Below are 25,792 nucleotides of genomic sequence, written 5' to 3'. Positions count from 1 at the left end.
AAGTCAGCGGCGGCTGCGGACCCTGGCTGCTCTCGGGGGGCCCACGAACTGGAATTCCAGGGTCGGTGGGGGTGGGGCGACGCCCGGGCCGCCTGTTGTGGCCCAGGTGAGGAGTTCGGTGGTGGAGGCGTCGTTCGTGGCGAAGCCGACCCAGGTGGGGCGGCCGCCCGCGCGGCGGCCCGCGGTGGAGGGCTGGACGACGATGACGTTCGCCTGGTCGCAGGGGCCGAGGCAGTCCGTCGTACGGACCTGGAAGGCGCCGTCGGAGGCGGCGGCCGCCGTGCGGAGCCGGGCGAGCTGCCCGGCGTGGTCGTAGCCGGGGTGTTTGCGGGCGTCGCCGCAGCAGCAGCCCCGGCACACCACGAGCGTGCAGGGGCGGCCGCCGGCGGCGCCGATCAGCGTGCGTTGGCCTGGAACCATCCCGGTCAGGAGGCCGAGAGGCCGACGTGGGACAGGGCCTGGCGGAGCAGGAAGCCGTGTCCGCCCGGCATCTCGCTCTGCACCGCGGGCGAGACCGCCTCCTGGGGGCTGAACCACACCAGGTCCAGCGCGTCCTGCCGGGGCCGGCAGTCGCCCGACACCGGCACGATGTAGGCCAGCGACACGGCGTGCTGCCGCGGGTCGTGGTACGGCGTGACGCCCTGGGTCGGGAAGTACTCGGCCACCGTGAACGGCTGGAGCGAGGTCGGCACCCGCGGCAGCGCCACCGGGCCGAGGTCCTTCTCCAGATGGCGCAGCAGGGCGTCCCGGACCCGCTCGTGGTGCAGGACCCGGCCGGAGACCAGGGTGCGGCTGACATTGCCGTCCGGGCCGATGCGCAGCAGCAGTCCGATGCTGGTGACTTCGCCGCTCTCGTCGACGCGCACGGGCACGGCCTCGACGTACAGGATCGGCATCCGGGCGCGGGTCAGTTCGAGTTCGTCCTGACTCAGCCAACCGGGCGTGGTCTCGGTCATGTCTGACATTGCTTGATCATACTTTCAGTGTCCGTCGGGAAGCCGGTAGACCTGGCGGGCGTTGTCCGCCGCGGCCCAGCGTGCCAGGCGCAACGCGTCGGCCGGGGCCAGTTCGTCGGCGTCCACCCGGTCCTGGAGCAGCTCCCCGAGACCCCGGCGGAACGCCAGCGCGCCCAGCCCGTAGAACTCCGCCACACCGTAGGCGTCGGAGCTGTACAGCAGTTTGCGGAACGGTGTGATCTCCAGTGCCTCCTCCAGGACCGCCCGGGCCCGCGCGGGGCCGACGTGGTGCAGGGTCAGCCCCACGTCCAGGTACACCTGCTCGAACACCGCGGCCAGATAGCCGGCCTGCCGATGGTACGGCCAGCAGTGCAGGAGCAGCACCGGGATCGTGCCCGCGATCAGGCGCAGCCAGTCCGTGAGATGGGCCGGATCCACGGAGTGCAGCCGGATGTCGGGGTCGCCGAAGCCGGTGTGGAGCTGGAGCGGCAGCCCGAGGTCCACCGCCGTCCACAGCAGATGCCGTACCAGGACCGGGTCGTCGAGCCGGCCGCCGCGGGCCAGCCAGCGCCGGGCCGCCCGGGTCACGTCCGCGTCCGAGGGCCGGGCCGGGTCCAGCACGAAGCCGGTGCGATACGCCGCGACCGACTTCACGCCGACCACCCCGGGCCGGCGCACCGCGTCCAGCGCGGCCGACCGGAACGCGTCCGCGTAGCCGCCCGCGTCGACGCCCCGCCCGGCCACGGCCTCCGCGACGGACTCCAGCCGGACCACCTCGTACGCCGCCACCTCGTGCGCCACCGCCCCGGCCGCCGACGCCAGTTCGGCGGGCGTGGTGAGCGGCTGCGGCGTGTACCCGGTGTCGACGCAGAACACTCCGGTGCGGGCCGCGGCGAGGAACCGCCGGTTCACCTCGGCCGGGCCCAGCTCGGCCCGCCGGGCCAGATAGACGTCGGCGGGCGCGTGCCGCTCCAGACCGAGCACCGGCGCGCAGTACCGGCGGACGGCCACCCCGGCGGGGGTGTCGAAGGTCGTGGTGCCGGGCCATCGTCCGCCCTCGGTGAGCAGTGCCTCGAAGTCCGGCCGGTCCAGCGGCGCGGTGACCACGCCGTGGCAGTGGTGATCCACCAGTTCGAGGTCCGCGAGCGCCTCGTGGACGAGGCCCTCGGCCATCTCAGTACACCCAGCGGTAGGCGGCGGCCACCCGCTCGTCGTCCAGCCCGTCGGCCGCGGCGATCTCGCCCTGCCGTACGGCGGTCACCGCGTCGGCGAGGACCGGGCCGAGCGCGCCCCGCAGCACCTCGTCCGCGCGGAACGCGGTCACGGCGTCGGCGAGGGACGTCGGCAGCCGCCGTACGCCCCGCGCCGCCGCCTCGGCTGCGGGGAGCGCGGCCGGGTCGCCGGTGGTCTCCTCAGGCAGGACGGCGGACCGCGCGATCCCGTCCAGACCGGCCGCGATCAGCGCGCCGAGCAGCAGATAGGGGTTGGCGGCCAGGTCCACGGGCTTCACCTCGACGTTGGCCTGCCGCTCGCGGGCGCCGGCCGTGCCCCGCACCAGACGCAGGGCCGCCTCCCGGGTCTCCAGGCCCCAGGCGGTGAACACCCCCGCCCACTGGGAGGGTTTGAGCCGCAGATAGCTGGCCGGGCTGGGCGCGGTCACCGCCGTCAGGGCGGGCAGCCGGTCCAGGATCCCGGCGGCGAACGCCTCCGCGTCGGCGGTCGTTCCGTACCGGCGCGCGCCCCCGGCGTGCAGATTGACGCCGTCGCGCCAGGCGGAGAGGTGGACGTGCCCGCCGTTGCCGACGCCCTCGGCGGTGACGGCGGGGGAGAAGGAGACCCGCAGCCCGTGCCGCAGCGCCACCGCCCGGATCGTCTGGCGGACCAGGACACTGCGGTCGGCCGCCGCCACCGGGTCCAGGGCACCCACCGAGATCTCGAACTGGCCCGGCGCGTACTCGGGATGGATCTGCTCGACGTCCACGCCCTGCGCCGCGCACGCGGCCAGCAGATCGGCGGTGTACGCGCTCAGCTCGACCTGCCGGGTGGCCCCGTACGCCGGACCGGTCGTCGCCGGGACGAACTCCCCGGCGGGCGCCGAGTCCAGGCCCACCGACCACTCGATCTCGATACCGGCCCGGAACGCGAGACCGTGCTCCCGCGCCGCGTCGGCGACGATCCGGCGCAGCACGGTGCGCGAGCAGCCCGGGTGCCGGTCGCCGTCCTGGGTGATCCGGTCGACGGGCGCCCACGCCCACCCCGGCTGCCCGGCCAGCGCCACCAGCCGGTCGAGGTCGGGATGGAGCCGCAGATCGCCGTCCGGGGAGCCGAGCACCTCGGTGGTGACGATGCGGTCGTTCGCGAGGAACGTGTCGAACACCGGGGACATGCCCACGCCCCAGGCCACCGCCTGCTCCAGCCGGACCGTCGGGACCGTCTTCACCCGGCCCACCCCGGCCGTGTCGACGTACGACAGGACGACGCCGTGGACGCCCCGCGCGGACAGTTCCCCGGCGAGCGCGCCGGCCCGTTCCACCTCGCCGGGGCGGCCCCCGGGGACGGGGTCGGCCAGGGTCGTCATACGTCCTCCACGATCGGTCGTCCGTACGGTGTCCGTCAGGCTTTCACGGCTGCCGGGCCCGCCGGAACAGCACATCAGGCCGGGCCGGTCACCGCCGTCCCGACCGCTTCGGGGTCCCCCGGTAGGGTGACGGTCCGGCCGGTGCGCAGCGGCAGGACGGCGCCGGACGCAGCACAGGAAGCAGGACATGCCCTACTCGCACGCCCCCCGCCCGACCGCCCCCGGCCCCGGGCCGGACGCCGCGGACATCCGGCTGGTCGTCACCGACATGGACGGCACGCTGCTGGACGACGACAAACGGCCGCCCGCCGGACTGTGGGACACGCTGGCCCTGCTGCGCGAGCGCGGTGTGCTCTTCAGCCCGGCCAGCGGACGCCAGTACGCCACCCTGGCCGCCCAGTTCGCGGAGGTCGCCGACGGGATGGTGTTCATCGCCGAGAACGGCACCTATGTGGTGCGCGACGGCGTGGAACTCAGCTCCGACCCGCTGGACCCGGACGTCGTGGCCCGCCTCGTCGGCACCGTACGGCGGCTCGCGGCCGCCGGGACCGACCTGGGCGCCGTGGTCTGCGGCAAGCGCTCCGCGTACGTCGAGCGCTCCGACCCGGCCTTCCTGGCCGAGGTGGAGCAGTACTACCTGCGCTGCGAGGTCGTCGAGGACGTCACCGCGGTCGACGACGACGTGATCAAGGTCGCGCTGTTCGACTTCGGGGCCGCCGAGGAGACCACCGCCCCGGCGCTCGCCGCGTTCGCCGCCACCCACCAGGTCGTGGTCTCCGGCGAGCACTGGGTCGACGTCATGAACCGCACCGCCAACAAGGGCGCCGCGCTGCGCCGGCTCCAGCGGGAGCTGGGCATCACCCCCGCCCAGACCATGGTGTTCGGCGACTACCTCAACGACCTGGAGATGCTGGACGCCGCCGACTGGTCGTTCGCCATGGCCAACGCCCACCCCGAGGTCGTGCGCCGGGCCCGCCATCTGGCCCCCTCCAACAACGACGACGGGGTGCTGCGCACCATCACGCGCGTGCTGGGCCTCCCGCCCGGGTAGGACGGCGGCGGGAGGCGACATGAGCGCAGACGGCACCGGCGCGGCGGCGGCCGTGGCGCGGCTGGCCGGTGACATCACCTCGGACCTGGCGCAGGGGGATCTGGAGGACTTCTACCGGGACCTGCACCGCCACCCCGAACTCTCCTTCCGGGAACACCGCACCGCCGCCCGGCTCGCCCACCGGCTGCGCGCGGCCGGGTACACGGTGACCGAGGGCGTCGCCCGCACCGGCGTGGTCGCGGTCCTCACCCGTGGCGACGGCCCGGTGGTGTGGCTGCGCGGCGACATGGACGCCCTGCCGGTGCCCGAGGCGACCGGGCTGCCGTACGCCTCCGCCGTCGACGGGGTGATGCACGCCTGCGGTCACGATCTGCACGTCACCTGGCTCGCGGCCGCCGCCGGGGCGCTCGCCGCGGCCCGCGAGACCTGGTCCGGCACGCTGGTGGTCGTCGGACAGCCCGCAGAGGAGGCGGGCGGCGGGGCGGAGGCGATGGTCGCGGACGGGATCCACGAGCGGTTCCCGCGCCCCGACGCGCTGTTCGGCCAGCATGTCGCGCCCGGCCTCGCCGGCTTCTTCCCGCACACCCCCGGTCTGACCCTGTCGGCCTCCGACGACATCGAGGTCGTCGTGCACGGGGTGGGCGGGCACGGATCGCGGCCCGAGTCGACCGTGGACCCGGTGGTGACGGCCGCCTACGTCGTCACCCGGCTCCAGACCGTCGTCGCCCGGGAGGTCGCGGCGGGCGAGTCGGTGGTGCTCACCGTGGGCCGCTTCCACGCCGGGACGAAGGCCAACGTCATCCCCGCCGAGGCCCGGCTCTCCCTGAACGTGCGCACCCAGGACACCCGGGTGCGCGACCGCGTCCTGGCCGCCGTCCGGCGGATCGTGGAGGGCGAGTGCGCCGCCGCGGGCTGCCCGGTGCCGCCCGGCATCACGGTGGTCCCCGGCTGTCCCAGCACGGTCAACGACCCCGTCCTGGACGGGGAGATCGCCGCCGTGCACCGCGAACTGTTCGGCGCGCACACGGTGTTCGACTTCGGCCCGGTCATGGGCAGCGAGGACTTCTCCCTCCTCGCGCCGCCGGGAGTGCCGTACGACTACTGGTACGTGACCTCGACCCCGGCGGCCGTGTGGGACGCGGCCCCCGGGCGGGACCTGGCGGAGAAACTCGCCGGTGTGCCCGGGAACCACAGTCCGTCCTTCGCCCCGGACACCTCCGTGCTCGTGCCCGGGGCGCGCACCCTGGTGTCGGCCGCGCTCGCGCGGCTCAGCTCGTGACGTTCTCCGCCTCGAACATCCAGCGCTGCTTCTCCAGTTCGGCGGTGATGCCGATCAGCAGGTCCTGGGTGACCGGGTCCGCCTCCTCGGTGGCGGTGATGCGCTCGCGCAGCCGCCCGATGGCGGCGCCCAGCGTCTCCGCGATCACCTGGACGACCTCCTCGTCCCGCAGCCAGCCGTCCTTCGGGCTGGGCAGTGTGAAGGCCGAGGCGATGGTCTCGGGCCGGCCGTCGGGCGGCAGCCCGAGGGCGGAGGCCCGCTCGGCGACCGTGTCGGCGAACCCGCGGGCCGCCGCGACCACCTCGTCGAGCTGGAGATGGACCGAGCGGAACCGCGGTCCGACGATGTTCCAGTGCGCCTGCTTCCCGATCAGCGACAGCCCGAGAAGATCCACCAGCGTGCTCTGGAGGGCGTCGTAGGTGACCTGCCGGGCCGGCTCGGGAAGGGGGCTCTTGACGACAGCCATGCGTATTACTCCTCCTGCTCGCGTCCACGCGGTCGGCGACCGAGTGCCCCCGCCCCACCGGCGCAAACGGGCCCCCGCCGGGCCGTCTCAGCGAGTGAGCACGCCGTCCAGGAAACGGATCAGGTCCGCGAAGACCTCCGCCCGGTTCGTCTCGTGGAAGACCTCGTGGCGGGCCCCGGGGTAGATCCGCTCGGTGCGCGGGCCGGGGGCCAGCCGCTCGACTCCGGTCCTGCTCCCCGGCGGCGGCACGAGCCGGTCGTCCTCGCCGTGCAGCCACAGCAGCGGCAGCTCGCCCACGTCACCCGCCCCGGCCGCGGTCTCCAGGGTCCGGACGAACGCCTCCAGCGTCGGCCGTTTCATCGGCCCGTGCCAGACCAGCGGATCCGCCGCGTACGCCGCGCCCACGGCCGGGTCGCGGGAGAGCGCGGCGGGGCTGACGGGGACGTCCGGGATCTCGTCCAGGGCGAGCAGCCGGCCCGGCAGCTCCCAGACGCCGAGCACCGGGCCGGAGAGGACGAGCGCCGCCAGGGACGAGCCGTGGCGCTGGGCGTGGCGGGCGGCGATCAGCCCGCCCATGGAGTGGCCGATGACGACGACCGGCAGCCCGGGACGGGCGCTCCGGGCGAGGCGGGCCACGGTGTGCAGATCGGTGACCACGTCCTCGAAGTCCTCGATCACCACCCGCTCGCCGTCCGACCTGCCGTGCCCGAGGTGGTCGGGCGCGAACACGGCGGCGCCGTGCCGGTTCAGCACGCCGGCGATCTCGGCGTAGCGGCCAGCGTGCTCGCCGTACCCGTGCACCAGCAGGGCGATGTAACGGGGATCGGGGTGCGGCCACTCGTGGGCGACGAGTCTGCCGCGGGTGCCCGTGAGGACGTGCTCGGTCATGGCGCCTCCGATGGTGCGGACGGATGGTCGGTGGGGTCCCCCGTACGGTGGACATTAGATGTGCGTACCATCGGCCTCCGCATGAACACGATGACGTTGTGGCACATCACCGGCTGGCAGTTCGTCGCCCTCGCCCTCGCGGCGCTGCTCGTCGGCTTCTCCAAGACCGCCGTCAGCGGCGCCAACACGGTCAGCCTCGCGATCTTCGCCGCGGTCCTGCCGGCCCGCGCCTCCACGGGTGTGCTGCTGCCGCTGCTGATCGCCGGGGACGTCCTGGCCGTCCTCACCTACCGGCGACACGCCCACTGGCCCACCCTGCTGCGGCTGTTCCCGGCCGTCGCCGCCGGGGTGGTGCTCGGCACGCTCTTCCTGAAGTGGGCGGGCGACGGCGCGGTACGGACCTCGATCGGCGCGATCCTGCTGCTGATGGCCGCGGTCACGCTGTGGCGCCGCCGCACCGCCGAGTCGGCCCCGGGCCCCGACGCGGTGGTCACCCGCTCGGGCCGGATCAAGGCCCGCTCCTACGGCGTCCTGGGCGGCTTCACCACGATGGTCGCCAACGCGGGCGGCCCGGTGATGTCGATGTACCTGCTGTCCGCGGGCTTCCGCAAGCTCGGCTTCCTCGGCACCTCGGCGTTCTTCTTCCTCATCGTGAACGTGTCGAAGGTGCCGTTCAGCGTCGGCCTCGGTCTCATCGACGGCCGCTCGCTGCTGCTGGACGCCGCGCTCGTCGCCTTCGTGGTCCCCGGCGCGCTGCTCGGCAAGTGGGCCGTCCACCGCATCGACCAGCGGCTGTTCGAGCAGCTCGTCATCGCGGCGACGGTGCTGGGCGGCGTCCACCTGCTTCTGCGGTGAGGCGAGGGCGGGCTCAGGCGCGGGCCGCCACCCAGTCCGCCGTGGCCGCGAGCCCGCCGAACGTGTAGAAGTGCAGCCCGAGATCGCCGTGCCGGACGGGGTCGTACCCCTCGGCGAGGTCCTGGACGAACCGGTCGGGCCCCGCCGTCCCCATCAGGTTCGTCAGGGAGAACCCGTACTTGCGCGCGATGCCCGCGCCGGTGCCCACCCCGAACCGGGTCGCGTACGACAGCAGCCGCCGCACCCCGGCGGGACCCGGCACCCCGACCCGCACCGGCAGGTCCACCCCGCGCGAGCGCAGCTCCTCCACCCAGGTCAGGACCGGTTCGACGTCGAAGCCGAACTGGGTGATCACACTGCCGTCGAGCCCCTGCTCCCGCAGCACGGCGGCCTTCTCCTCGATCGCCGACCAGAGCACCGGCCCGTCGATCGCCGGATGGCCCTCGGGATAGCCGCTGACGCCGACGTGCCGGACGCCGTACTCCTGGAGCAGCCCCGAGCGCAGCACCGACAGCGTGTCCGGGAACGGGCCGCGCGGGACGGCCGGGTCGCCGCCGACGACGAAGACGCGCTCGGTGGCGCCGGCCTCGCGGAGCGCGGCGAGGAACTCCGCCAGCTCGGCCCGGGAACGCAGCCGGCGCGCGGAGAGGTGCGGGACGGGGACGAAGCCCAGCCGGGCCGCCGCCCGCACGGCGGCGAGCCGCAGCTCCTGCGTCTCGGTGCCGAGGAAGGCGACATTGACCCGGGTGCCCGGCGGAACGGCCTCCCGGGCCGCCTCCAGATGCGCCACGTCCTTGCCGGTCATCTCCAGGGAGAAGCCGTCCAGGAGCCGGGGCGCGGGCGGCGCGGTCGTCGTCAGGATCTCGCTCACCCCTGAAGGGTGCGTGATCGCGCGGGCTCCTGACGGCGGATGCGCGGCTTTTGTGGGGAGGTTAACAACGCGCGGGTCAGCGCTGTCCCGGGTTCCGGCGCAGCAGATACGTGTCCATGATCCAGCCCTTGCGCTCCCGCGCCTCGGCGCGCAGCCGCTCGATGCGGGGGCCGGCCTCGGCGATCGGGCCCGAGACGAGGATCTCGTCCGGGGTGCCGATGTAGGCGCCCCAGTAGATGTCGATGTCGTCCTCGGCGTACCGCCGGAAGGTCTGGTGGGCGTCCAGCATCACCACCACGTCGTCCACGCCCGGCGGGAAGCCCTCGGCGAGCCGTCGGCCGGTGGTGATCTGCACGGGCCGCGCCACGCGGTTCAGCGGGATCCGGTGCCGGGCCAGCAGGGCCGACACGCTGCTGACGCCGGGCACGACGTCGTAGGTGAAGGCGACCGTGCCGCCGGCCAGCACCTCCTCCAGGACGGCCAGCGTGCTGTCGTAGAGCGAGGGGTCGCCCCAGACCAGGAGCGCGCCGCTCTCGTCCTCGCCCAGCTCCTCGGCGATCAGCCGCCCGAGGATCGCCGCGCGGGCGCTGCGCCAGTCGTCGACGGCGGGGGAGTAGGCCGCGCCGTCCGCCCGCCGGTCCCGCTCGGGGTCCCTCGCCTCGACCACGCGGTAGCCGCCCTCGGGCCGATGGGCGGCGAGCATGTCCGTGCGCAGCCGCGTGAGATCGCTCTTCACCTCGCCCTTGTCCAGGACGAAGAACACGTCCGTGCTCCGCATGGCCTTGACGGCCTGGAGGGTGAGGTGGTCGGGGTCGCCCGCGCCGATACCGATGACATGAATCTTTCGCACGGCCACGAGTCTGCCGCACGCGCGGGGGTCACACGGCCCCGAGTCTGCCGCGCGCACGGGTCAGGTGTCGCCGCACAGCCGCGGGGCGCGGGCCGCCGCGTCCACCGGCGCGACCGTGCGCTCCACCTCCGCCGCCAGGGCGCGCGCCCAGCCGGTCAGCCCCGCGAGGTCGAGACCGTACGGCCGCGCCCGGTCCGGGCCGTTCCCGGCCCACTCCTCGACGGCCCCGGCGCCCCGCCGCAGCAGCCGCACCCCGCCCGTGACATTGCCCCGCGCCGCGTGCGTGAGGCCCACCGCGAGCTGGGCGAGCCCCCGCCACAGCGCCCGCTCGGACTCGGGCCCCGACTTCCAGGCGTCCTCGAACACCTCGTGCGCGTGGAACGGCTTCCCCGCGTCCAGCAGCGCCTGCGCCTCGCCCACGGTCTCGGCCGGGGTCCGTACGACACCCTCGGGCTGCCGTTCCACACCCGCCGCGCCGTACGGCAGCGGCCGTCCCAGCCCGTCCCGGGGCCGCGCGTTCCGCGCCCGCCCCTCGCCGTCCCGGTCCCGTGTCCCCGTGTCCCCGCTCGCCGCACCGCTCATACGACCAGTGTCCCGCCCGAGGCCGTCTTCGGGGTACCGCCCCGGGTGCGGTAAAGTGCTGTCCGCGCGATCACACGGCCTCGGCCGCGGGGACCGCGCACCGGGACGTGGCGCAGCTTGGTAGCGCACTTGACTGGGGGTCAAGGGGTCGCAGGTTCAAATCCTGTCGTCCCGACTTGCGGACACGCGAGTCGTGAGGCCGCTTCGGAGAGATCCGAGGCGGCCTTTTTCGTTTCTGCGGCTCTGTGGCGGACTTTTGGGCTTGCCTTCGCGTGCGCTTCAACAGAAAGACTCCCGTGCGGGCCGGAGCCGAGGGGCGGATCCGGGCCTCACGGGAGGAATCTTCATGAAGTACCGCACCATAGGCACCGACCCCGCCACCCGCCGCGAGGTCAGCGTGCTCGCGCTCGGCGCGATGCTGTTCGGGTCGCTGACGGACGAGGGGACGTCGTTCGCGATCCTGGACCGGTACGTGGAGGCCGGCGGCACCTTCATCGACACGTCCGACAACTACGCGTTCTGGGTGGACGGCGGTCAGGGCGGCCAGAGCGAGGAACTCCTCGGGCGCTGGCGCCGCAGCCGGGGTGTCGGCGACGAGATCGTCATCGCCACCAAGGTCGGCGCCCGGCCCCTCGCCCCGGGCACGAGTTACACCGACAACCCTGAGGGCCTGTCCGCCAAGGTGATCCGGGAGGCGGCCGAGCGCAGCAGGGAGCGGCTCGGGGTGGAGCGGCTGGACCTGCTGTACGCGCACATCGACGACCACACGGTCCCGCAGGAGGAGACCGTCGAGGCGTTCGCGGGTCTGGTCGCGGAGGGCACGGTCGGGCTGCTCGGGGTGAGCAACCAGGCCATGTGGCGCGTCGAGCGGGCCCGCGCCCTCGCCGCCGCGGCCGGGCTGCCCGGCTACGAGGTGCTCCAGTACCAGCACAGCCATCTGCGCCCGCGTCTCGACGTGCCGAGCGAGCTGTTCCCCGACGGCAGCCTCGGGCACGCGGGTCCCGAACTCCTCGGCTATCTGCGGGCCGAGCCCGCCCTCACCCTGGTCGCCTACTCGCCGCTGCTCGCCGGCGCCTACGTACGGCAGGACAAGCCGCTGCCCGCCGACTACGACCACCCGGGCACCCCGGCCCGGCTCGCCGTGCTGCGGGACGTCGCCCGGGAGACCGGCGCCACCGTCAACCAGGTGGTGCTGGCCTGGCAGTTGGGCGGTGAGGCGCCGATCGTCCCGCTGGCGGGGGCGTCGTCGGTGGCCCAACTGGAGGAGAACCTCGCCGCCGTGGACCTGGAGCTGACGGCGGACCAGCGGGCCCGGCTCGACGGCGTGCACTGAACCGTTGGCGGGGAGGGGGTGCGCCGGGGAGGGCGGTTAGGCTGGGATCATGCCGTCCACCCGCCGCACCGCCCGCCAGGCCGACCTGCTGGAACGACTCGTGGTGCTGCTCACGGCGGAGGGGTTCTCGGACCTCACCCTGGACGACCTCGCCGTACGGCTGCGCTGTTCCAAGACCACGCTGTACCAGCTCGCGCGCAGCAAGCAGGGGCTGGTCGTGGAGGCCGTCAAGCACTACTTCCGCGGGGCCACCGAGGCCGTGGAGAAGCGGGTGGCGCAGACCGTCGAGCCGTCCGACCGGGTCCGGGTGTATCTGACGGCGGTGGCCGAGCAGCTCCGCCCGCTCTCCCGCCGGTTCCTGGACGACGTGGCGGACTTCCCGCCCGCGCGTGAGGTCTACGAGGCCAATACGCGGATGGCCGCCGAGCGGGTCCGCCGGCTGATCGCCGAGGGGGTGTCCGGCGGCGCCTTCCGGGACGTGCACACCGCGTTCGTCGGGGAGGTCGCCGCCGCGACCATGCGCCAGATCCAACAGGGCGAGCTCCAGGCCCGCACCGGGCTGACCGACGCCGAGGCGTACGAGCAGCTCGCCTCCCTGATCGTGCACGCCGTCACCTCCTGACCTCGCGGATCCCCGGTTTCGTCTGGCTGTGGCACGCCCAGGTGCAGTACTGTGAATGATACGTTCGTACGCACTCCAGTATCACTTCCAGTACTACCGTGGAGGTCGCCATGCCGGCCACTCGTGCCCTGCCGACCGAGGAGGCCGTCGAGCTGATCCAGCTCACGCGCACCCTCGCCGCCAAGGAACTCGCACCCCGGGTGGCCGACGCGGAGGCGGACGGGACCTTCCCCCGGGACGTCTTCCGCCTCCTCGGCCGCAGCGGTCTGCTCGGTCTGCCGTTCGCCGAGGAGGACGGCGGGGCGGGTCAGCCGTACGAGGTGTACCTCCAGGTGCTGGAGGAGGTCGCCGCCGTCTGGTCGAGCGTCGCCGTCGGCATCTCGGTGCACGCCCTGTCCTGCTTCCCGCTGGCCCGGTTCGGCACCGAGGAGCAGCGCCGCCGCTGGCTGCCCGAGATGCTCGCCGGCGAGCTGCTCGGCGCGTACTGCCTGTCCGAGCCGCACGCCGGATCCGACCCGGCGGCCATGCTGACCCGCGCGGTCCGCGACGGCGACGAGTACGTCCTCGACGGCGCCAAGGCATGGACGACGCACGGCGGTTACGCCGACTTCTACACGGTCATGGCCCGCACCTCCGACGACCGCACCCACGGCATCTCCTGCTTCCTGGTCCCGGCGGGCACCCCGGGGCTGAGCGCCGATCCGCCGGAGCGGAAGATGGGTCTGACCGGCTCGGCGACGGCCACCATGCGGCTGGACGACGTCCGGGTGCCGGCCGACCGGCTCGTGGGGGAGGAGGGGCAGGGTCTGAAGATCGCGCTCGCCTCCCTCGACCACGGCCGGCTCGGCATCGCCGCCGTGGCCTGCGGTCTCGCCCAGGGCGCCCTCGACCACGCGGTGCGCTACGCCCGCGAGCGGGAGACCTTCGGCAAGCCGATCATCGAGCACCAGGGGCTGGCCTTCGTACTGGCCGACATGGGCGCGGCGATCGAGTCGGCGCGGGCCACCGCGCTGGCCGCCGCGCGGCTGAAGGACCTCGGGCTGCCCTTCACACGGGAGGCGTCGATCGCCAAACTCGTGGCCACGGACAATGCCATGAAGGTGACCACGGACGCGGTGCAGGTCCTCGGCGGGTACGGATACACGCGCGACTTCCCCGTCGAGCGCTATATGCGCGAGGCCAAGGTCATGCAGATCTTCGAAGGAACCAACCAGATCCAGCGCATGATCATCTCCCGTGCGCTGGACCGTAACGAGGGCGGTGTGCTCACCGTCCTCGGCAAGGAGTGATGATGCAGCTCGCCCACACCGCCGCCCTTGTCACCGGCGGTGCGTCCGGCCTCGGCGCGGCCACCGCGAAGGCCCTGGCCGGCGCCGGCGCCCGGGTCTTCGCCCTCGACCTCAAGGACGGTGTCGACAAGGCGCCCGCGGTCGAGGGGATCACCTACGTCCCCGCCGACGTCACCGACCCCGAGCAGGTCCGCGCCGCCGTGGCCACCGCGGCCGGCTCCGGCGTACCGCTGCGCACGGTCGTCAACTGCGCCGGGATCGGCCCGTCCGCCCGGATCCTCGGCAAGAAGGGCGTGCACGACCTGGCCCTGTACGCCAAGGTGATCCAGATCAACCTGGTCGGCACCTTCAACGTGCTCGCGCTCGCCTCCGAGGCCATCGCCGAGACCGAGGCCGACGAGAACGGCCAGCGCGGCGTCATCGTCAACACCGCCTCCATCGCCGCCTACGACGGCCAGATCGGCCAGGCCGCCTACTCCTCCTCCAAGGGCGGTGTCGTCGGGCTGACCCTGCCCGCCGCCCGTGACCTGGCCCAGTACGGCATCCGGGTGTGCACCATCGCGCCGGGCATCGTGGAGACGCCGATGCTGGCGACCGTCTCGGAGGAGTTCCGCGCCGGGCTCGCGGCGGGCGTGCCCTTCCCGCGCCGGCTGGCGCTGCCCGAGGAGTACGCCAAGCTCGCGCTGGCGATCGTCGACCACGACTACCTCAACGGCGAGACCATCCGGATGGACGGCGCGCTGCGCATGGCCCCGAGGTAGCGGCCCTCAGCTCCTGACCAGGAGCTGGAAGTCGAAGGCGTACCGGGACGCGCGGTAGATGTGCGTCCCGTACTCGACCGGGCGCCCGGTGTCGTCGTACGCCGTGCGCCGCATGGTCAGCAGGGCCGCGCCCTCCTTCTCGGCGAGGAGCGCGGCCTCCTCGGCGTCCGCCGCGCGGGCGCCGACGGTCTGCCGGGCGCTGTGCAGGGTGATGCCGGCCAGCCGCATCAGGTGGTAGAGGCCGGTCGCCTCCAGACGGGCCGAGTCGAGGTCCAGCAGTGCCGGGGGCAGGTAGTTGCACAGGAACGCCACCGGCTGGCCGTGCGCCGAGCGCAGCCGCTCCAGGAGCGTGACCTCGGCGCCCTCCGCGGTCCCGAGGGCGGCCGCCACATCGGCGCTCGCCGGGACCCGTTCATTGCGTACCACCCGCGTGGTCGGCCCCTGTCCCGCGGCCTCCAGGTCGTCGTAGAGGCTGCTCAGCTCCAGCGGCCGTTTCACCTGGCTGTGCACGACCTGGGTGCCGACGCCGCGGCGGCGCACCAGGAGCCCCTTGTCGACCAGGGACTGGATGGCCTGGCGGACCGTGGGCCGGGACAGACCGAGCCGGGTCGACAGATCGATCTCGTTGCCGAGCAGGTTGCCCGGGGCGAGCGCCCCGTGTTCGATCGCCGCCTCCAGTTGCCGGGCGAGCTGGTAGTAGAGCGGCACCGGGCTGGACCGGTCGAGCGCGAAGTGCAGGCCGTCCAGCACCGAACCGGCCGCCGCACGGCTCCGTTCGCCGGTCTTCGCCATCGGGCAAACCTCCTGGCCGCTTTGGGTGCGCCCCTGCGCAGCGGGTAGATTTTCGCCCCGGTACGACCCGTGGCGTCTTCCAGGTGTAGGTCCCCGCGGCCCCCTGTGTCAATGGTTTGTTCTTACATTCGGACCTGCTTGTGAAATGATGTCTTAACAAAGTCTTGACAGTGGACCCGCCAAGGGATTGGATCCCGTCCCAACAGCGCACACACCGAGTCCACGTCACCCGAACGGTCGCGGTCCCGGCTCCCTGGCCCCACCCTGAGCAGTAGCGGGCCACCGATCCCTGAGATCGCCTCCCTTTCCCTCGTGATCCCCCGTGTTTTCTCCCGTCGCACAGTGAGGTGCAGGAAAGATGGACAGCTCTTCGCCCCGTTCCCGCAGAATCGTCCCGGTGGTGGCCCTGGCCGCAGCGGTGGCCCTGACCGTCGCCGGCTGCTCCAGCAGCTCGGGCGGGAAGAAGTCCGACGAGAGCGCCGACGGCGCCGCCGCGGGCAAGGCGAGCACCCCGCAGATGACGGTGGCCCTGATCACCCACCAGTCGCCCGGCGACACCTTCTGGGACATCGTCCGCAAGGGCGCCGAGGCCGCCGCGGCCAAGGACAACGTCAAGCTGGTCTACTCGGCCGACCCCAGCGCCGGCGGCCAGGCCAACCTGGTGCAGAACGCCATCGACCAGAAGGTCGACGGCATCGCCATCACCCTCGCCAAGCCGGACGCCCTCAAGGACGTCGTGGCCAAGGCGAACGCCGCGAAGATACCCGTGGTCGGCCTCAACTCCGGCGTCAGCGAATGGCAGAAGCTCGGCCTGCTCCAGTTCTTCGGCCAGGACGAGACCGTCGCCGGTGAGGCGCTCGGCAAGCGGCTCAACAGCGCCGGCGCCAAGAAGGCCGTCTGTGTCATCCAGGAGCAGGGCAACATCGGCCTGACCCAGCGCTGCGACGGTGTGAAGAAGACCTTCTCCGGCACCACCGAGGTCCTCTACGTCAACGGCACCGACATGCCGTCGGTGAAGTCGACCATCACCGCCAAGCTCACCCAGGACAAGGCGATCGACTACGTCGTCACGCTCGGCGCCCCCTTCGCGCTGACCGCCGGTCAGTCGGTGTCGGACGCCGGCAGCAAGGCCAAGGTCGCCACCTTCGACCTCAACAAGGACCTGACCAGCGCCATCAGCAAGGGCACCGTCGACTTCGCGGTCGACCAGCAGCCCTACCTCCAGGGCTACCTCGCCGTGGACTCGCTGTGGCTGTACAAGAACAACGGCAACTACATGGGCGGCGGCGAGGCCCCGGTGCTGACCGGCCCGGCCTTCGTCGACAAGTCCAACGTCGACGCGGTGGCGGCGTTCGCCGCGAAGGGCACCCGGTGATGAGCATGACCCACCACGCCGAGCCGGCGGTGACCACACCGCCGGCCTCCGGCCCGCAGCAGACCGACGGCCGGACCACGAGACGCCCCCTCGCCCTGCGGCTGCTGGCCCGCCCCGAGGTCGGGGTCTTCCTCGGAGCCCTCGCCGTCTGGGTGTTCTTCCTGATCACGGCCCCGCCGGTGCGCGAGGCCGCCTCGATGGCCAACATCCTGTACCAGTCCTCCACCATCGGGATCATGGCCCTGCCGGTGGCCCTGCTGATGATCGGCGGCGAGTTCGACCTCTCCGCCGGTGTCGCGGTGATCACCTCGGCGCTCACCGCGAGCATGCTCAGCTACCAGCTCACGATGAACGTGTGGGTCGGTGTGATCGCCGCCCTGGCGGTCTCGCTGGGCATCGGCATGTTCAACGGCTGGATGCTGGTGAAGACCGGCCTGCCCAGCTTCCTGGTCACCCTCGGCACCTTCCTCATCCTCCAGGGCGTCAACCTGGCGGTCACCAAGCTGATCACCGGCAACGTGGCCACCGACGACATCAGCGACATGGACGGCTTCGACCAGGCCAAGAAGATCTTCGCCTCGTCGTTCGAGGTCGGCGGAGTCCAGGTCAAGATCACCATCGTCTGGTGGCTGGTCTTCGCGGCCCTCGCCACCTGGGTGCTGCTGCGCACCAAGTACGGCAACTGGATCTTCGCGGTCGGCGGCAACAAGGAGTCCGCGCGCGCCGTGGGCGTCCCGGTGACCTTCACCAAGATCTCGCTGTTCATGCTGGTCGGCTTCGGCGCCTGGTTCGTCGGCATGCACCAGCTCTTCTCCTTCAACACCGTCCAGTCCGGCGAGGGCGTCGGCCAGGAGCTGATCTACATCGCCGCGGCCGTGATCGGCGGCTGTCTGCTCACCGGCGGCGCCGGCTCCGCCATCGGCCCGGTCTTCGGCGCCTTCATGTTCGGCATGGTGCAGCAGGGCATCGTCTACGCCGGCTGGAACCCCGACTGGTTCAAGGCGTTCCTCGGCGTGATGCTCCTCGGCGCCGTCCTCATCAATCTGTGGGTCCAGCGCACGGCGACCCGGAGGTGACCGACCCGATGACCACCAGCAACGGAACCGGAACGCACGGAGCGGTCCTCACGGACCCCGCCCCCGGGGCGGGCGAGCACCCCCTCGTCGAACTGCGCGGCGCCGGCAAGTCCTACGGCAACATCCGCGCCCTGCACGGCGTCGACCTGACCGTGCACCCCGGCCGGGTGACCTGTGTGCTCGGCGACAACGGCGCCGGCAAGTCCACCCTCATCAAGATCGTCTCCGGGCTGCACCGGCACACCGAGGGCGAGTTCCTCGTGGACGGCGAACCCGTCCGCTTCTCCAGCCCCCGTGAGGCCCTCGACCGCGGCATCGCCACCGTCTACCAGGACCTCGCCACCGTCCCGCTGATGCCGGTGTGGCGCAACTTCTTCCTCGGCTCCGAGATGACCAAGGGCCCCTGGCCGGTGCGCCGTCTCGACATCGCCGCGATGAAGCGGACCGCGGACACCGAACTGCGCAACATGGGCATCGTCCTCGACGACCTCGAACAGCCCATCGGCACGCTCTCCGGCGGCCAGCGCCAGTGCGTCGCGATCGCCCGCGCCGTCTACTTCGGCGCCCGGGTGCTGATCCTGGACGAGCCGACCGCCGCGCTCGGCGTCAAGCAGTCCGGTGTGGTGCTGAAGTACATCGCCGCCGCCCGCGACCGCGGCCTCGGCGTCATCTTCATCACCCACAACCCCCACCACGCCTACATGGTCGGCGACCACTTCAGCGTGCTGCGGCTCGGCACGCTCGAACTCTCCGCCTCCCGTGCCGAGGTCAGCCTGGAGGAACTCACCAACCACATGGCGGGCGGTGCGGAACTCGCGGCGCTCAAGCATGAGTTGGCGCAGGTTCGGGGTGTGGATGTCGAGGAGCTGCCGGAGGAGACGGATCTCAAGGCGCCGGTGGCTTCCCGGGATTCCTTGAAATCGCCGGACTCCTTGGACTCCTCGGACGAGAAGACCGCCTGACACCCGGGCGTTTCGAAGAGCAGCGCCGACGCGCCACCGCCGAACGGGCGGGGGCGCGTCGGCGCTTTCGCGCTCCCCGGGTGTCGTACGACGACGGTGGGCGCGGCCCCGTCGGAGCCGCGCCCAGGTGTGAACTTCCCCGTCCCGTCAGGCGGTTCGCACTTCCGCGAGCGTCACAGGCCGGTGCTCGCGCAGCGACAGCGTGCACGCCTCCGCGATCCAGCCCGCCTCCAGGGCGTCCTCGATCGTGCAGGGCGAGGTCCTGGCGCCCGCCACCACCTCGGTGAACGCGGTGAGTTCGGCGCGGTAGGCGGCCGCGAAGCGGTCCATGAAGAAGTCGTGCGGGGTGCCGGCCGGGAAAGTGACCCCGGGCTCGACCGAGCGCAGGGGCAGCTTGTCCTCCAGGCCCACGGCGATGGAGTCCGCGAAGCCGTGGATCTCCATGCGGACGTCGTAACCCCGGGCGTTGTGGCGGGAGTTGGAGACCACGGCGATCGTGCCGTCGTCCAGGGTGAGGATCGCCCCGGTGGTGTCGGCGTCACCCGCCTCCTTGATGAAGTCGGCGCCCCGGTTGCCGCCGACCGCGTACACCTCGGTCACCTCGCGGCCCGTCACCCAGCGGATGATGTCGAAGTCGTGCACCGAACAGTCCCGGAAGATGCCACCGGAGGCGGCGATGTACGCGGCCGGCGGCGGCGCCGGGTCCAGGGTGGTCGAGCGGACGGTGTGCAGCGGGCCCAGCTCGCCGGAGCGCACGGCGTCGCGCGCGGCGACGAACCCGGCGTCGAAACGGCGGTTGTAGCCGATCTGGATCGGCACCCCGCTGCCCCGAACGGCCTTGAGGACCTCGACGCCCTCGCTCATGGTCCGGGCGACCGGCTTCTCGCAGAACACCGGGACGCCGGCCTCGACGGCGGCCAGGATCAGCCCCGGGTGGGCGTCGGTCGCGGCGGCCACCACGACCGCGTCCACGCCCGCCGCGAGCACGGCCTCCGGGGAGTCCGCCACCTCGGCGCCGAACCGTTCGGCGGCGGCCTTGGCGGCCGCGGCGTAGGGGTCGGCGACGACGAGCGTCCCGACGGCGTCCAGTCCGGAGAGGGTCTCGGCGTGGAAGGCGCCGATACGGCCGAGGCCGAGGATTCCGATGCGCATGGGGTGCAGCTCCTTGAGGTGGTGCGAAGAGAGAGGGGAGAGGAGGGACGGAGGGAGGTCAGTCGAGGCCGCCGAGCACGTTCTGGTCCCAGTCGATCACCGAACCGGTGACCACTCCGGACCGCTCGGAGAGCAGGAACACGACGAAGTCGGCGATCTCGTCCGGCCGGCCGAGCTTGCCCATCGGCAGCCGGGCCGCCGCCTGCTCGCGCCAGTCGTCTCCGGCGCCGTGGAACGCCCGCTGGGTGGCGTCCTCGCCCTCGGTCTCGGTCCAGCCGATGTTCAGGCCGTTGATCCGGACCCGGTCGAAGCGGTGGGCGTGCGCCGCGTTGCGGGTGAGGCCGATCAGCCCGGCCTTGGCGGCCACGTACGGGGCGAGGAACGGCTGCCCACCGTGCGCGGAGGAGGTGATGATGTTGACGACCGTGCCCGGTTCCTTGCGGGCGACCATGTCCGCGACGGCGGCCTGCATCGCGAAGAACGGTGCCCTGAGGTTGATCGCGATGTGCTGGTCGAACAGCTCGGGCGTGGTGTCCAGCAAGGTGCCCCGGGAGGTGAGGCCCGCCGAGTTGACCAGGCAGTCGACCCGGCCGTACGCCGTCACCGTCTCGGCCACCGACGTCCGCGCCTGTCCGGCGTCGGCCAGGTCGGCCCGGACGAACAGGGCGGTGCCGCCCGCGGCGGTCAGCTCCGCCACCAGCGCCTCGCCGGGTTCGGCGCGCCGGCCGGTGACGGCGACGGCCGCCCCCTCACGGACCGCGGCCCGTGCGACGGCGGCGCCGACGCCCTGGCTCCCGCCGTTGACGAGGACGACCTTGTCGTCGAGAAGTCCCATGGAAACAAGGCCCTTTCAGCTCGTGCGGCGCTCGGCGCCGGCCCGCAGTTCGTCCCGGAGTTCCTGCGGGGTCCACTCCTCGCGCAGTGCGCGCAGCACCACGTCCGCCTGCGCGGGCGGGGCCAGTCCGTCGACCGGGGGATCGCTGTCGAGGTTGGTGGGGAAGGGGTAGCCCTCGGCGCTCGCGGCGACGACCCGCTCCAGCCACGCCTGGTCCACGCCCTCGGCCCGGCGCTTGAGCAGGACCGGGAAGACGGCGTTCGCCACGGCCTCGCGGTCCACGGTCTCCATGGCGCGCCCGAAGGCCGACGACACCTGGAGCAGATTCGCCATGCGCCGTACGCCGGTGGTGCGGTTGGTGCCGGCGGCGTGGAAGACCGCCGGATTGAAGAACGCGGCATCGCCCTTGGCCAGCGGCAGTTGGACGTGGTGCCCGGCGAAGTACGCCTGGAACTCGGGCAGTCGCCACGCCAGATAGCCCGGCTCGAAGGTCTGCGAGTACGGCAGATAGAGCGTGGGCCCTGACTCCACCGGCATGTCGCAGTGGGCCACCGCGCCCTGGAGGGTGAGCACGGGGGACAGGCGGTGGACGTGCGCCGGGTAGGCGGCGGCCGTCTCGTTGGACAGGAAGCCCAGGTGGTAGTCGCGGTGCACGCTCTGCGCCGCGCCGCCCGGGTTGACCACGTTGACCTGGGAGGTGATCTGGTAGCCGGGGCCCAGCCAGGCCCGGGACACCAGGGCGACGACCTCGTTGGCGTAGTAGTCGGTGAACGCCTCCGGGTCGTGCAGGGCGGCCTTCTCCAGGGCGTTCCAGACCCGGTCGTTGGCGCCCGGCCGGGCGAAGTGGTCGCCGGCGGTGGCGCCCGCGGCGTGCTGCTCGGCGATCAGCGCGTCGAAGACGTCGGTCGCCCGGTCCACCACCGCCGGGTCGGGGAAGGCGCCCTTGAGGACGACGACCCCGGGGCCGTCGGCGAAGGCCCGCACCAGTTCGGCGCGCACCTCACGGCTCCCGGCGGCGGCGCGCAGCCGCTCGCTGTCGTAGACGAGGACGTTGTCCTCCACCGAGGCGGCGTGCGGGTAGTCGGCGAGGTCGGTGGTGCGCTCGACGAGCGTGCGCAGGACGTCGAGGTCGCAGTCCTGCTCGGTGAACCAGGCGGGCTCATGAAGCGCCCGGGCGTCGGGGGTGGTGGTGACGGGGGTTGCGGGGGTGAAGGACATCGGCGTCCCTTCGTGACAGCGGCGTATCCGTGCTGTCATTCTTGTCAGTACAAACCCGTCGAACAACCAGCAGGCGGCCATCAAAAACCCCTCAGGATGAGGCGAGGAGCGTTCCGTGGGCCATCCCTTCCCGATCCGTGAGATCGCACGTCAGGCGGGTCTCAGCGAGGCGACGGTGGACCGGGTCCTCAACGGCAGGGGAGGGGTGCGCGAGTCGACCGCGCGTGAGGTGGAGCGGGCCATCGCCGACCTCGACCGGCAGCGCACCCAGGTCCGGCTGGTCGGCCGTACCTTCATGGTCGACATCGTGATGCAGACGCCCGAGCGGTTCAGCACCGCCGTACGCGCCGCGCTGGAGGCGGAACTGCCGTCGCTGCACCCGGCCGTGGTGCGGTCCCGCTTCCACTTCCGGGAGACCGGGCCGGTGGACGACCTGGTGGCGATCCTCGACCGGACGGCCCGGCGCGGCTCGCAGGGTGTGATCCTCAAGGCGCCCGACACCCCCGAGGTCACCGCGGCCGTCGGCCGGCTGGTGGCCGCCGGGATCCCGGTCGTCACCCTGGTCACCGATCTGCCCGCCAGCGCCCGGCTGGCCTACGTCGGCATCGACAACCGCGCCGCGGGCGCCACCGCCGCCTATCTGATGGGCCAGTGGCTGGGGGACCGGCCCGGCAACGTCCTGACCAGCCTGTCCAGCGGCTTCTTCCGCAACGAGGAGGAGCGCGAGATGGGGTTCCGCGGTGCGATGCGGGCCCGGCAGCCCGGGCGGGCCCTGGTCGAGATCGCCGAGGGGCAGGGCCTGGACGCCACCCAGTACGACCTGGTGCGCGCCGCGCTGGACCGCGATCCGGAGATCCGGGCGGTCTACTCGATCGGCGGCGGCAACATCGCCACGCTGCGCGCCTTCGCCGACGCGGGCCGGGAGTGCGCGGTGTTCGTCGCGCACGACCTCGACCACGACAACACCCGGCTGCTGCGCGAGCACCGGCTGTCCGTGGTCCTCCACCACGATCTGCGGCACGACATGCGCGAGGCGTGCCACATCGTGATGCGGGCCCACGGCGCGCTGCCGCCCGCCGGGCCCACCCTGCCGTCGGCGATCCAGGTGGTGACGCCGTACAACCTGCCGCCGGACTTCCGGACGGGCGGGTGAGGCTCGGGCCGGAGGGGCGGGTGAGGCTCGGGCCGGACGGGCGGCCGACGGCCGGAGAGACCGGGTCAGAGGTTGATCGCGTACGCCTTGCGCAGGGTCTCGTGGACCGTCCATGTCGTACGGTCGCCCGCGCGCAGCACGGCCAGGTCGCCGGGGCCGACGGTGAAGGTGGCGCCGCCCTCGACCTCGATGGTCGCGGACCCGCTGATCACGACGAACAGTTCGTCCGCCTCGGTGTCGGTGACCACGCCCGGGGTGATCTGCCAGATCCCGCGGATCTGGCGGCCGTCCTCGGACTCCCAGACCACCTTCCCGCTCACCTCGGGGGTGCCGGAGACGATCTGCGCCGGGTCGAGCGGGTCGGGTTCGAGATCGGCGTCGGGGATGTGCAGAGCGAAGCTGTGGGTCATGCGGCGACCCTAACGAGCGGGGACGCGGTTCCGGCGCCGACATTGTGTCCCGGGAAGGACCGGACGGCAGGACAGGTCGTCGGGCCGTGACCGATGGGGCCGATATGGCGAACAAAATTGTTGACAATCCTGTCTGGCTAGATTTACGTTCGACAGGCACTCGCTCAGGGAGGGCAACCATGCCGAAAGAAGCCGGTCCGAGCACCGGGGAGCAGGCCAGGCAGCACGCGCTCGCGCGGCTGCGGCAGGCGATCCTGCACGGCGAGATGGCACCGGCGCAGCGGCTGGTGGAGAACGAACTCGCCGAGCAGTTCGGTGTGACCCGGGCCAGCATCCGCGCGGCGCTCATCGATCTGGAGTCCCAGGGACTCGTCGAACGGATCCGCAACCGTGGCTCACGGGTGCGGGTGGTGACCGTGGAGGAAGCGGTCGCCATCACCGAGTGCCGCATGGTCCTGGAAGGGCTGTGCGCCGCCAAGGCGGCCGTCGCGGCCAGCGACGAGCAGCTCGGCGAACTGGCCGGCATCGGCAGCGCGATGAGCAAGGCGGTGGCGGCCGGCGAACCGGTCGTCTACTCCGACCTCAACCATGAACTGCACACCCGCATCCGGGAGTTCTCCGGACAGCGGACCGCGCAGGAGCTGCTGGAGCGGCTCAACGCCCAACTGGTACGCCACCGATTCCAGTTGGCGCTGCGGCCGGGCCGGCCGCAGCAGTCCCTGAACGAACACCTGGCCATGATCGAGGCGATCACGGCCAGGGACCCGCAGGCGGCCGAATCGGCCGTCCGCGCCCACCTCCACAGCGTGATCGAGGCGCTGCGCGACTGATCACCGGTCACTGATCACTGATCACCGGTCACTGATCGCCGGTCACTGATCGCCGTCGTGTGAGGCGGGCGCTCGTCTGTCATCGAGGAGACATGAGAATGCCCCAGGCCGCCCCCGCGCCCGCCCCCGCCGACCCACCCCACACGCCCCGCACACCCTCCGCCCCGCCCCGCTCGACCCTCGTCGTCACCGCCCACGCCGGGGACTTCGTCTGGCGGGCGGGCGGGGCCATCGCCCTGGCCGCCGCGCGCGGGGAGAAGGTCACCATCGCCTGCCTCACCTTCGGCGAGCGCGGCGAGTCCGCCCGCGCCTGGCGCGAGGGCAGGACACTCGACGAGATCAAGGCGCTCCGCCGCGACGAGGCCGAACGCGCCGCCGCCGCCCTGGGCGCCGAGGTCCGCTTCTTCGACGCCGGCGACTACCCGCTGGCCGTCACCGCCGAACTGACCGACCGGCTCGTCACCCTGTACCGCGAGACCCAGCCCGACGTCGTCCTCACCCACCCCGCCGAGGACCCCTACAACGGCGACCACCCGGCCGCCCACCGTATGGCGCTGGAGGCCCGGGTGCTCGCCCAGGCCATCGGCTATCCGGGCGAGGGCGAGATCATCGGCGCGCCCCCGGTCTTCTACTTCGAGCCGCACCAGCCGGAGATGAGCGGCTTCCGGCCCGAGGTCCTGCTCGACATCAGCGAGGTCTGGGACGTCAAGCGCAAGGCGATGGAATGCCTGGGCGCCCAGCAGCACCTGTGGGAGTACTACACCGACCTCGCCGTCCGCCGGGGCGTCCAGCTCAAGCGCAACGCGGGCCCCAACCTGGGCCTGGCGCACCGGACTCTGGCCGAGGCGTTCATGCGCCCCTACCCGCAGATCGCGAAGGAGCTGGCATGAGCGGCGTGATCGTCACCGGCCCGCCCAGGGCGGAACGGGCGGACGTCGACGCGCTGTCCGGCTTCGGCGTGGCCACCGTCGGCGAGGCGATGGGCCGAACGGGCCTGCTGGGCACGGCAATCCGCCCGATCCAGCAGGGGGTGCGGATGGCGGGCACCGCCGTCACCGTGCTGAGCTGGCCCGGCGACAACCTCATGATCCACGCGGCCGTCGAGCAGTGCGGCGAGGGCGACGTCCTGGTGGTCACCACCACCTCCCCGTCCACCGACGGCATGTTCGGCGAGCTGTTCGCGACCGCGCTGCGCCGGCGCGGGGTGCGCGGCCTGATCATCGACGCCGGTGTCCGCGACACCCAGGAACTGCGCGACATGGGCTTCCCGGTCTGGTCCCGGGCGGTCAGCGCACAAGGCACGGTGAAGGCCACCGGCGGATCGGTCAACGTGCCCGTCGCCATCGACGGCCGGGTGATCCGCCCCGGCGATGTGATCCTCGCCGACGACGACGGCGTGGCCGTCGTCCCGCGCGAGCGCGCCCGCGCCGTCGCGGCGGCGTCCGAGGCCCGCGAGGCCAAGGAGGCCCGCGCCCGGGAAGCCTTCCTGGACGGCGAACTCGGCCTGGACCGCTACGGGTTGCGCGACACCCTGAAGAGGGCCGGCGTCGAGTACCGGACGTACGACGAGCACATCGAGCGGACGGGGGAGTCCCGGTGACCTCCCGG

28 protein-coding genes and 1 tRNA gene are annotated in these 25,792 nt (G+C 72.6%); 15 read left to right on the top strand and 14 right to left on the bottom strand.

Going from position 1 to position 25,792, the window contains the following annotated elements; genetic code table 11:
• Window positions 1-3: 3 nt before the first annotated feature.
• The 4 genes from G6W55_RS17045 to G6W55_RS17030 are packed head-to-tail and all read right to left on the bottom strand — an operon-like array spanning window position 4 to window position 3,534.
• Complete coding sequence (locus tag G6W55_RS17045) at window positions 4-420, bottom strand: (2Fe-2S) ferredoxin domain-containing protein (RefSeq protein ID WP_175521696.1); 417 nt, start codon at window positions 418-420, stop codon at window positions 4-6.
• A gap of 5 nt (window positions 421-425) precedes the next feature.
• Window positions 426-956 carry an NUDIX hydrolase family protein gene (locus G6W55_RS17040; protein WP_030790736.1) on the bottom strand — a complete coding sequence of 177 codons (531 nt, stop codon included), beginning with the start codon at window positions 954-956 and terminating at the stop codon, window positions 426-428.
• Window positions 957-980: 24 nt separating this feature from the next.
• A complete protein-coding gene (locus tag G6W55_RS17035) occupies window positions 981-2,129 on the bottom strand; it encodes an amidohydrolase family protein (protein ID WP_175521695.1) in 1,149 nt (382 codons plus the stop codon).
• Between the two features lies 1 nt (window position 2,130).
• Window positions 2,131-3,534 (bottom strand): glutamine synthetase family protein, encoded by a 1,404-nt coding sequence (locus G6W55_RS17030; RefSeq protein ID WP_175521694.1) that lies wholly within the window; start codon window positions 3,532-3,534, stop codon window positions 2,131-2,133.
• Between the two features lie 187 nt (window positions 3,535-3,721).
• Between G6W55_RS17030 and G6W55_RS17025 the strand changes: the two genes are divergently transcribed.
• Window positions 3,722-4,585, top strand: coding sequence for a Cof-type HAD-IIB family hydrolase (locus G6W55_RS17025; protein WP_175521693.1), 864 nt, complete (start codon window positions 3,722-3,724; stop codon window positions 4,583-4,585).
• A 19-nt stretch (window positions 4,586-4,604) separates the two neighbouring features.
• On the top strand, window positions 4,605-5,864 hold the full coding sequence (locus tag G6W55_RS17020; protein WP_175521692.1) for an amidohydrolase: 1,260 nt from the start codon (window positions 4,605-4,607) through the stop codon (window positions 5,862-5,864).
• Here the strand turns inward: G6W55_RS17020 and G6W55_RS17015 are convergent.
• Window positions 5,854-6,330: a Dps family protein gene (locus G6W55_RS17015; RefSeq protein WP_078636093.1), complete on the bottom strand. Its 477-nt coding sequence runs from the start codon at window positions 6,328-6,330 to the stop codon at window positions 5,854-5,856. The genes G6W55_RS17020 and G6W55_RS17015 overlap by 11 nt on opposite strands.
• An 87-nt stretch (window positions 6,331-6,417) precedes the next feature.
• Window positions 6,418-7,218 carry an alpha/beta hydrolase gene (locus tag G6W55_RS17010; protein WP_175521691.1) on the bottom strand — a complete coding sequence of 267 codons (801 nt, stop codon included), beginning with the start codon at window positions 7,216-7,218 and terminating at the stop codon, window positions 6,418-6,420.
• Between the two features lie 81 nt (window positions 7,219-7,299).
• Here G6W55_RS17010 and G6W55_RS17005 point away from each other — a divergent pair, with 81 nt between their 5' ends.
• A complete protein-coding gene (locus G6W55_RS17005; RefSeq protein ID WP_175521690.1) occupies window positions 7,300-8,073 on the top strand; it encodes a sulfite exporter TauE/SafE family protein in 774 nt (257 codons plus the stop codon).
• Window positions 8,074-8,086: 13 nt separating this feature from the next.
• On the opposite strand, the gene G6W55_RS17000 is transcribed toward G6W55_RS17005, so the two are convergent.
• The 3 genes from G6W55_RS17000 to G6W55_RS16990 form a co-directional block, all read right to left on the bottom strand.
• On the bottom strand, window positions 8,087-8,878 hold the full coding sequence (locus tag G6W55_RS17000) for a methylenetetrahydrofolate reductase (RefSeq protein WP_175521722.1): 792 nt from the start codon (window positions 8,876-8,878) through the stop codon (window positions 8,087-8,089).
• A 142-nt stretch (window positions 8,879-9,020) separates the two neighbouring features.
• Window positions 9,021-9,794 (bottom strand): precorrin-6A synthase (deacetylating), encoded by a 774-nt coding sequence (gene cobF, locus G6W55_RS16995; RefSeq protein WP_175521689.1) that lies wholly within the window; start codon window positions 9,792-9,794, stop codon window positions 9,021-9,023.
• Window positions 9,795-9,854: 60 nt separating this feature from the next.
• Window positions 9,855-10,376, bottom strand: a complete 522-nt coding sequence (locus tag G6W55_RS16990) for a DUF309 domain-containing protein (RefSeq protein WP_175521688.1) — start codon at window positions 10,374-10,376, stop codon at window positions 9,855-9,857.
• A 101-nt stretch (window positions 10,377-10,477) separates the two neighbouring features.
• Between G6W55_RS16990 and G6W55_RS16985 the strand changes: the two genes are divergently transcribed.
• The 5 genes from G6W55_RS16985 (at window position 10,478) to G6W55_RS16965 (ending at window position 14,381) form a co-directional block, all read left to right on the top strand.
• Window positions 10,478-10,551: transfer RNA gene (locus tag G6W55_RS16985), tRNA-Pro, on the top strand.
• 171 nt (window positions 10,552-10,722) lie between these two features.
• Window positions 10,723-11,709, top strand: a complete 987-nt coding sequence (locus G6W55_RS16980) for an aldo/keto reductase (protein WP_175521687.1) — start codon at window positions 10,723-10,725, stop codon at window positions 11,707-11,709.
• Between the two features lie 49 nt (window positions 11,710-11,758).
• The gene (locus G6W55_RS16975; RefSeq protein WP_175521686.1) at window positions 11,759-12,331 is read left to right on the top strand and encodes a TetR/AcrR family transcriptional regulator; all 573 of its coding nucleotides are present in this window, start codon (window positions 11,759-11,761) and stop codon (window positions 12,329-12,331) included.
• Between the two features lie 110 nt (window positions 12,332-12,441).
• Window positions 12,442-13,620 (top strand): acyl-CoA dehydrogenase family protein, encoded by a 1,179-nt coding sequence (locus G6W55_RS16970; protein WP_175521685.1) that lies wholly within the window; start codon window positions 12,442-12,444, stop codon window positions 13,618-13,620.
• Between the two features lie 2 nt (window positions 13,621-13,622).
• Window positions 13,623-14,381 carry an SDR family NAD(P)-dependent oxidoreductase gene (locus G6W55_RS16965; protein ID WP_175521684.1) on the top strand — a complete coding sequence of 253 codons (759 nt, stop codon included), beginning with the start codon at window positions 13,623-13,625 and terminating at the stop codon, window positions 14,379-14,381.
• Between the two features lie 6 nt (window positions 14,382-14,387).
• On the opposite strand, the gene G6W55_RS16960 is transcribed toward G6W55_RS16965, so the two are convergent.
• Window positions 14,388-15,173 carry a GntR family transcriptional regulator gene (locus G6W55_RS16960; RefSeq protein ID WP_244369661.1) on the bottom strand — a complete coding sequence of 262 codons (786 nt, stop codon included), beginning with the start codon at window positions 15,171-15,173 and terminating at the stop codon, window positions 14,388-14,390.
• A gap of 358 nt (window positions 15,174-15,531) precedes the next feature.
• Here G6W55_RS16960 and G6W55_RS16955 point away from each other — a divergent pair, with 358 nt between their 5' ends.
• The 3 genes from G6W55_RS16955 to G6W55_RS16945 are packed head-to-tail and all read left to right on the top strand — an operon-like array spanning window position 15,532 to window position 18,586.
• Entirely contained in the window at window positions 15,532-16,548 is a 1,017-nt protein-coding gene (locus G6W55_RS16955) for a sugar ABC transporter substrate-binding protein (protein ID WP_030790666.1), read from the top strand.
• Complete coding sequence (locus tag G6W55_RS16950; RefSeq protein WP_175521683.1) at window positions 16,548-17,624, top strand: ABC transporter permease; 1,077 nt, start codon at window positions 16,548-16,550, stop codon at window positions 17,622-17,624. Before G6W55_RS16955 ends, G6W55_RS16950 begins: the two co-directional genes overlap by 1 nt.
• Before the next feature lie 8 nt (window positions 17,625-17,632).
• Complete coding sequence (locus tag G6W55_RS16945) at window positions 17,633-18,586, top strand: ATP-binding cassette domain-containing protein (RefSeq protein ID WP_175521682.1); 954 nt, start codon at window positions 17,633-17,635, stop codon at window positions 18,584-18,586.
• A 147-nt stretch (window positions 18,587-18,733) separates the two neighbouring features.
• Here the strand turns inward: G6W55_RS16945 and G6W55_RS16940 are convergent, their stop codons facing one another.
• The 3 genes from G6W55_RS16940 to G6W55_RS16930 are packed head-to-tail and all read right to left on the bottom strand — an operon-like array spanning window position 18,734 to window position 21,791.
• The gene (locus G6W55_RS16940) at window positions 18,734-19,738 is read right to left on the bottom strand and encodes a Gfo/Idh/MocA family oxidoreductase (RefSeq protein WP_175521681.1); all 1,005 of its coding nucleotides are present in this window, start codon (window positions 19,736-19,738) and stop codon (window positions 18,734-18,736) included.
• 58 nt (window positions 19,739-19,796) lie between these two features.
• Entirely contained in the window at window positions 19,797-20,573 is a 777-nt protein-coding gene (locus tag G6W55_RS16935; protein WP_175521680.1) for an SDR family oxidoreductase, read from the bottom strand.
• A gap of 15 nt (window positions 20,574-20,588) precedes the next feature.
• A complete protein-coding gene (locus tag G6W55_RS16930; RefSeq protein WP_175521679.1) occupies window positions 20,589-21,791 on the bottom strand; it encodes a phytanoyl-CoA dioxygenase family protein in 1,203 nt (400 codons plus the stop codon).
• Window positions 21,792-21,906: 115 nt separating this feature from the next.
• Here G6W55_RS16930 and G6W55_RS16925 point away from each other — a divergent pair, with 115 nt between their 5' ends.
• Window positions 21,907-22,944 (top strand): LacI family DNA-binding transcriptional regulator, encoded by a 1,038-nt coding sequence (locus G6W55_RS16925; protein ID WP_175521678.1) that lies wholly within the window; start codon window positions 21,907-21,909, stop codon window positions 22,942-22,944.
• 65 nt (window positions 22,945-23,009) lie between these two features.
• Here G6W55_RS16925 and G6W55_RS16920 read toward each other — a convergent pair whose 3' ends face one another.
• The gene (locus G6W55_RS16920) at window positions 23,010-23,354 is read right to left on the bottom strand and encodes a cupin domain-containing protein (protein ID WP_175521677.1); all 345 of its coding nucleotides are present in this window, start codon (window positions 23,352-23,354) and stop codon (window positions 23,010-23,012) included.
• A 179-nt stretch (window positions 23,355-23,533) separates the two neighbouring features.
• Here G6W55_RS16920 and G6W55_RS16915 point away from each other — a divergent pair, with 179 nt between their 5' ends.
• The 3 genes from G6W55_RS16915 (at window position 23,534) to G6W55_RS16905 (ending at window position 25,784) form a co-directional block, all read left to right on the top strand.
• Window positions 23,534-24,184 carry a GntR family transcriptional regulator gene (locus G6W55_RS16915; RefSeq protein WP_175521676.1) on the top strand — a complete coding sequence of 217 codons (651 nt, stop codon included), beginning with the start codon at window positions 23,534-23,536 and terminating at the stop codon, window positions 24,182-24,184.
• A gap of 98 nt (window positions 24,185-24,282) precedes the next feature.
• On the top strand, window positions 24,283-25,074 hold the full coding sequence (locus tag G6W55_RS16910; RefSeq protein ID WP_175521720.1) for a PIG-L deacetylase family protein: 792 nt from the start codon (window positions 24,283-24,285) through the stop codon (window positions 25,072-25,074).
• Complete coding sequence (locus G6W55_RS16905; RefSeq protein ID WP_175521675.1) at window positions 25,071-25,784, top strand: 4-carboxy-4-hydroxy-2-oxoadipate aldolase/oxaloacetate decarboxylase; 714 nt, start codon at window positions 25,071-25,073, stop codon at window positions 25,782-25,784. Before G6W55_RS16910 ends, G6W55_RS16905 begins: the two co-directional genes overlap by 4 nt.
• Window positions 25,785-25,792: the final 8 nt, after the last annotated feature.

Source organism: Streptomyces sp. CAI-85, assembly GCF_013363615.1.
In the GTDB taxonomy this organism is placed as follows: Bacteria; Actinomycetota; Actinomycetes; order Streptomycetales; family Streptomycetaceae; genus Streptomyces; species Streptomyces antibioticus_B.
The sequence above is the reverse complement of the archived record's forward strand: the minus strand, read 5'-3'. Positions and strand labels throughout refer to the sequence as shown.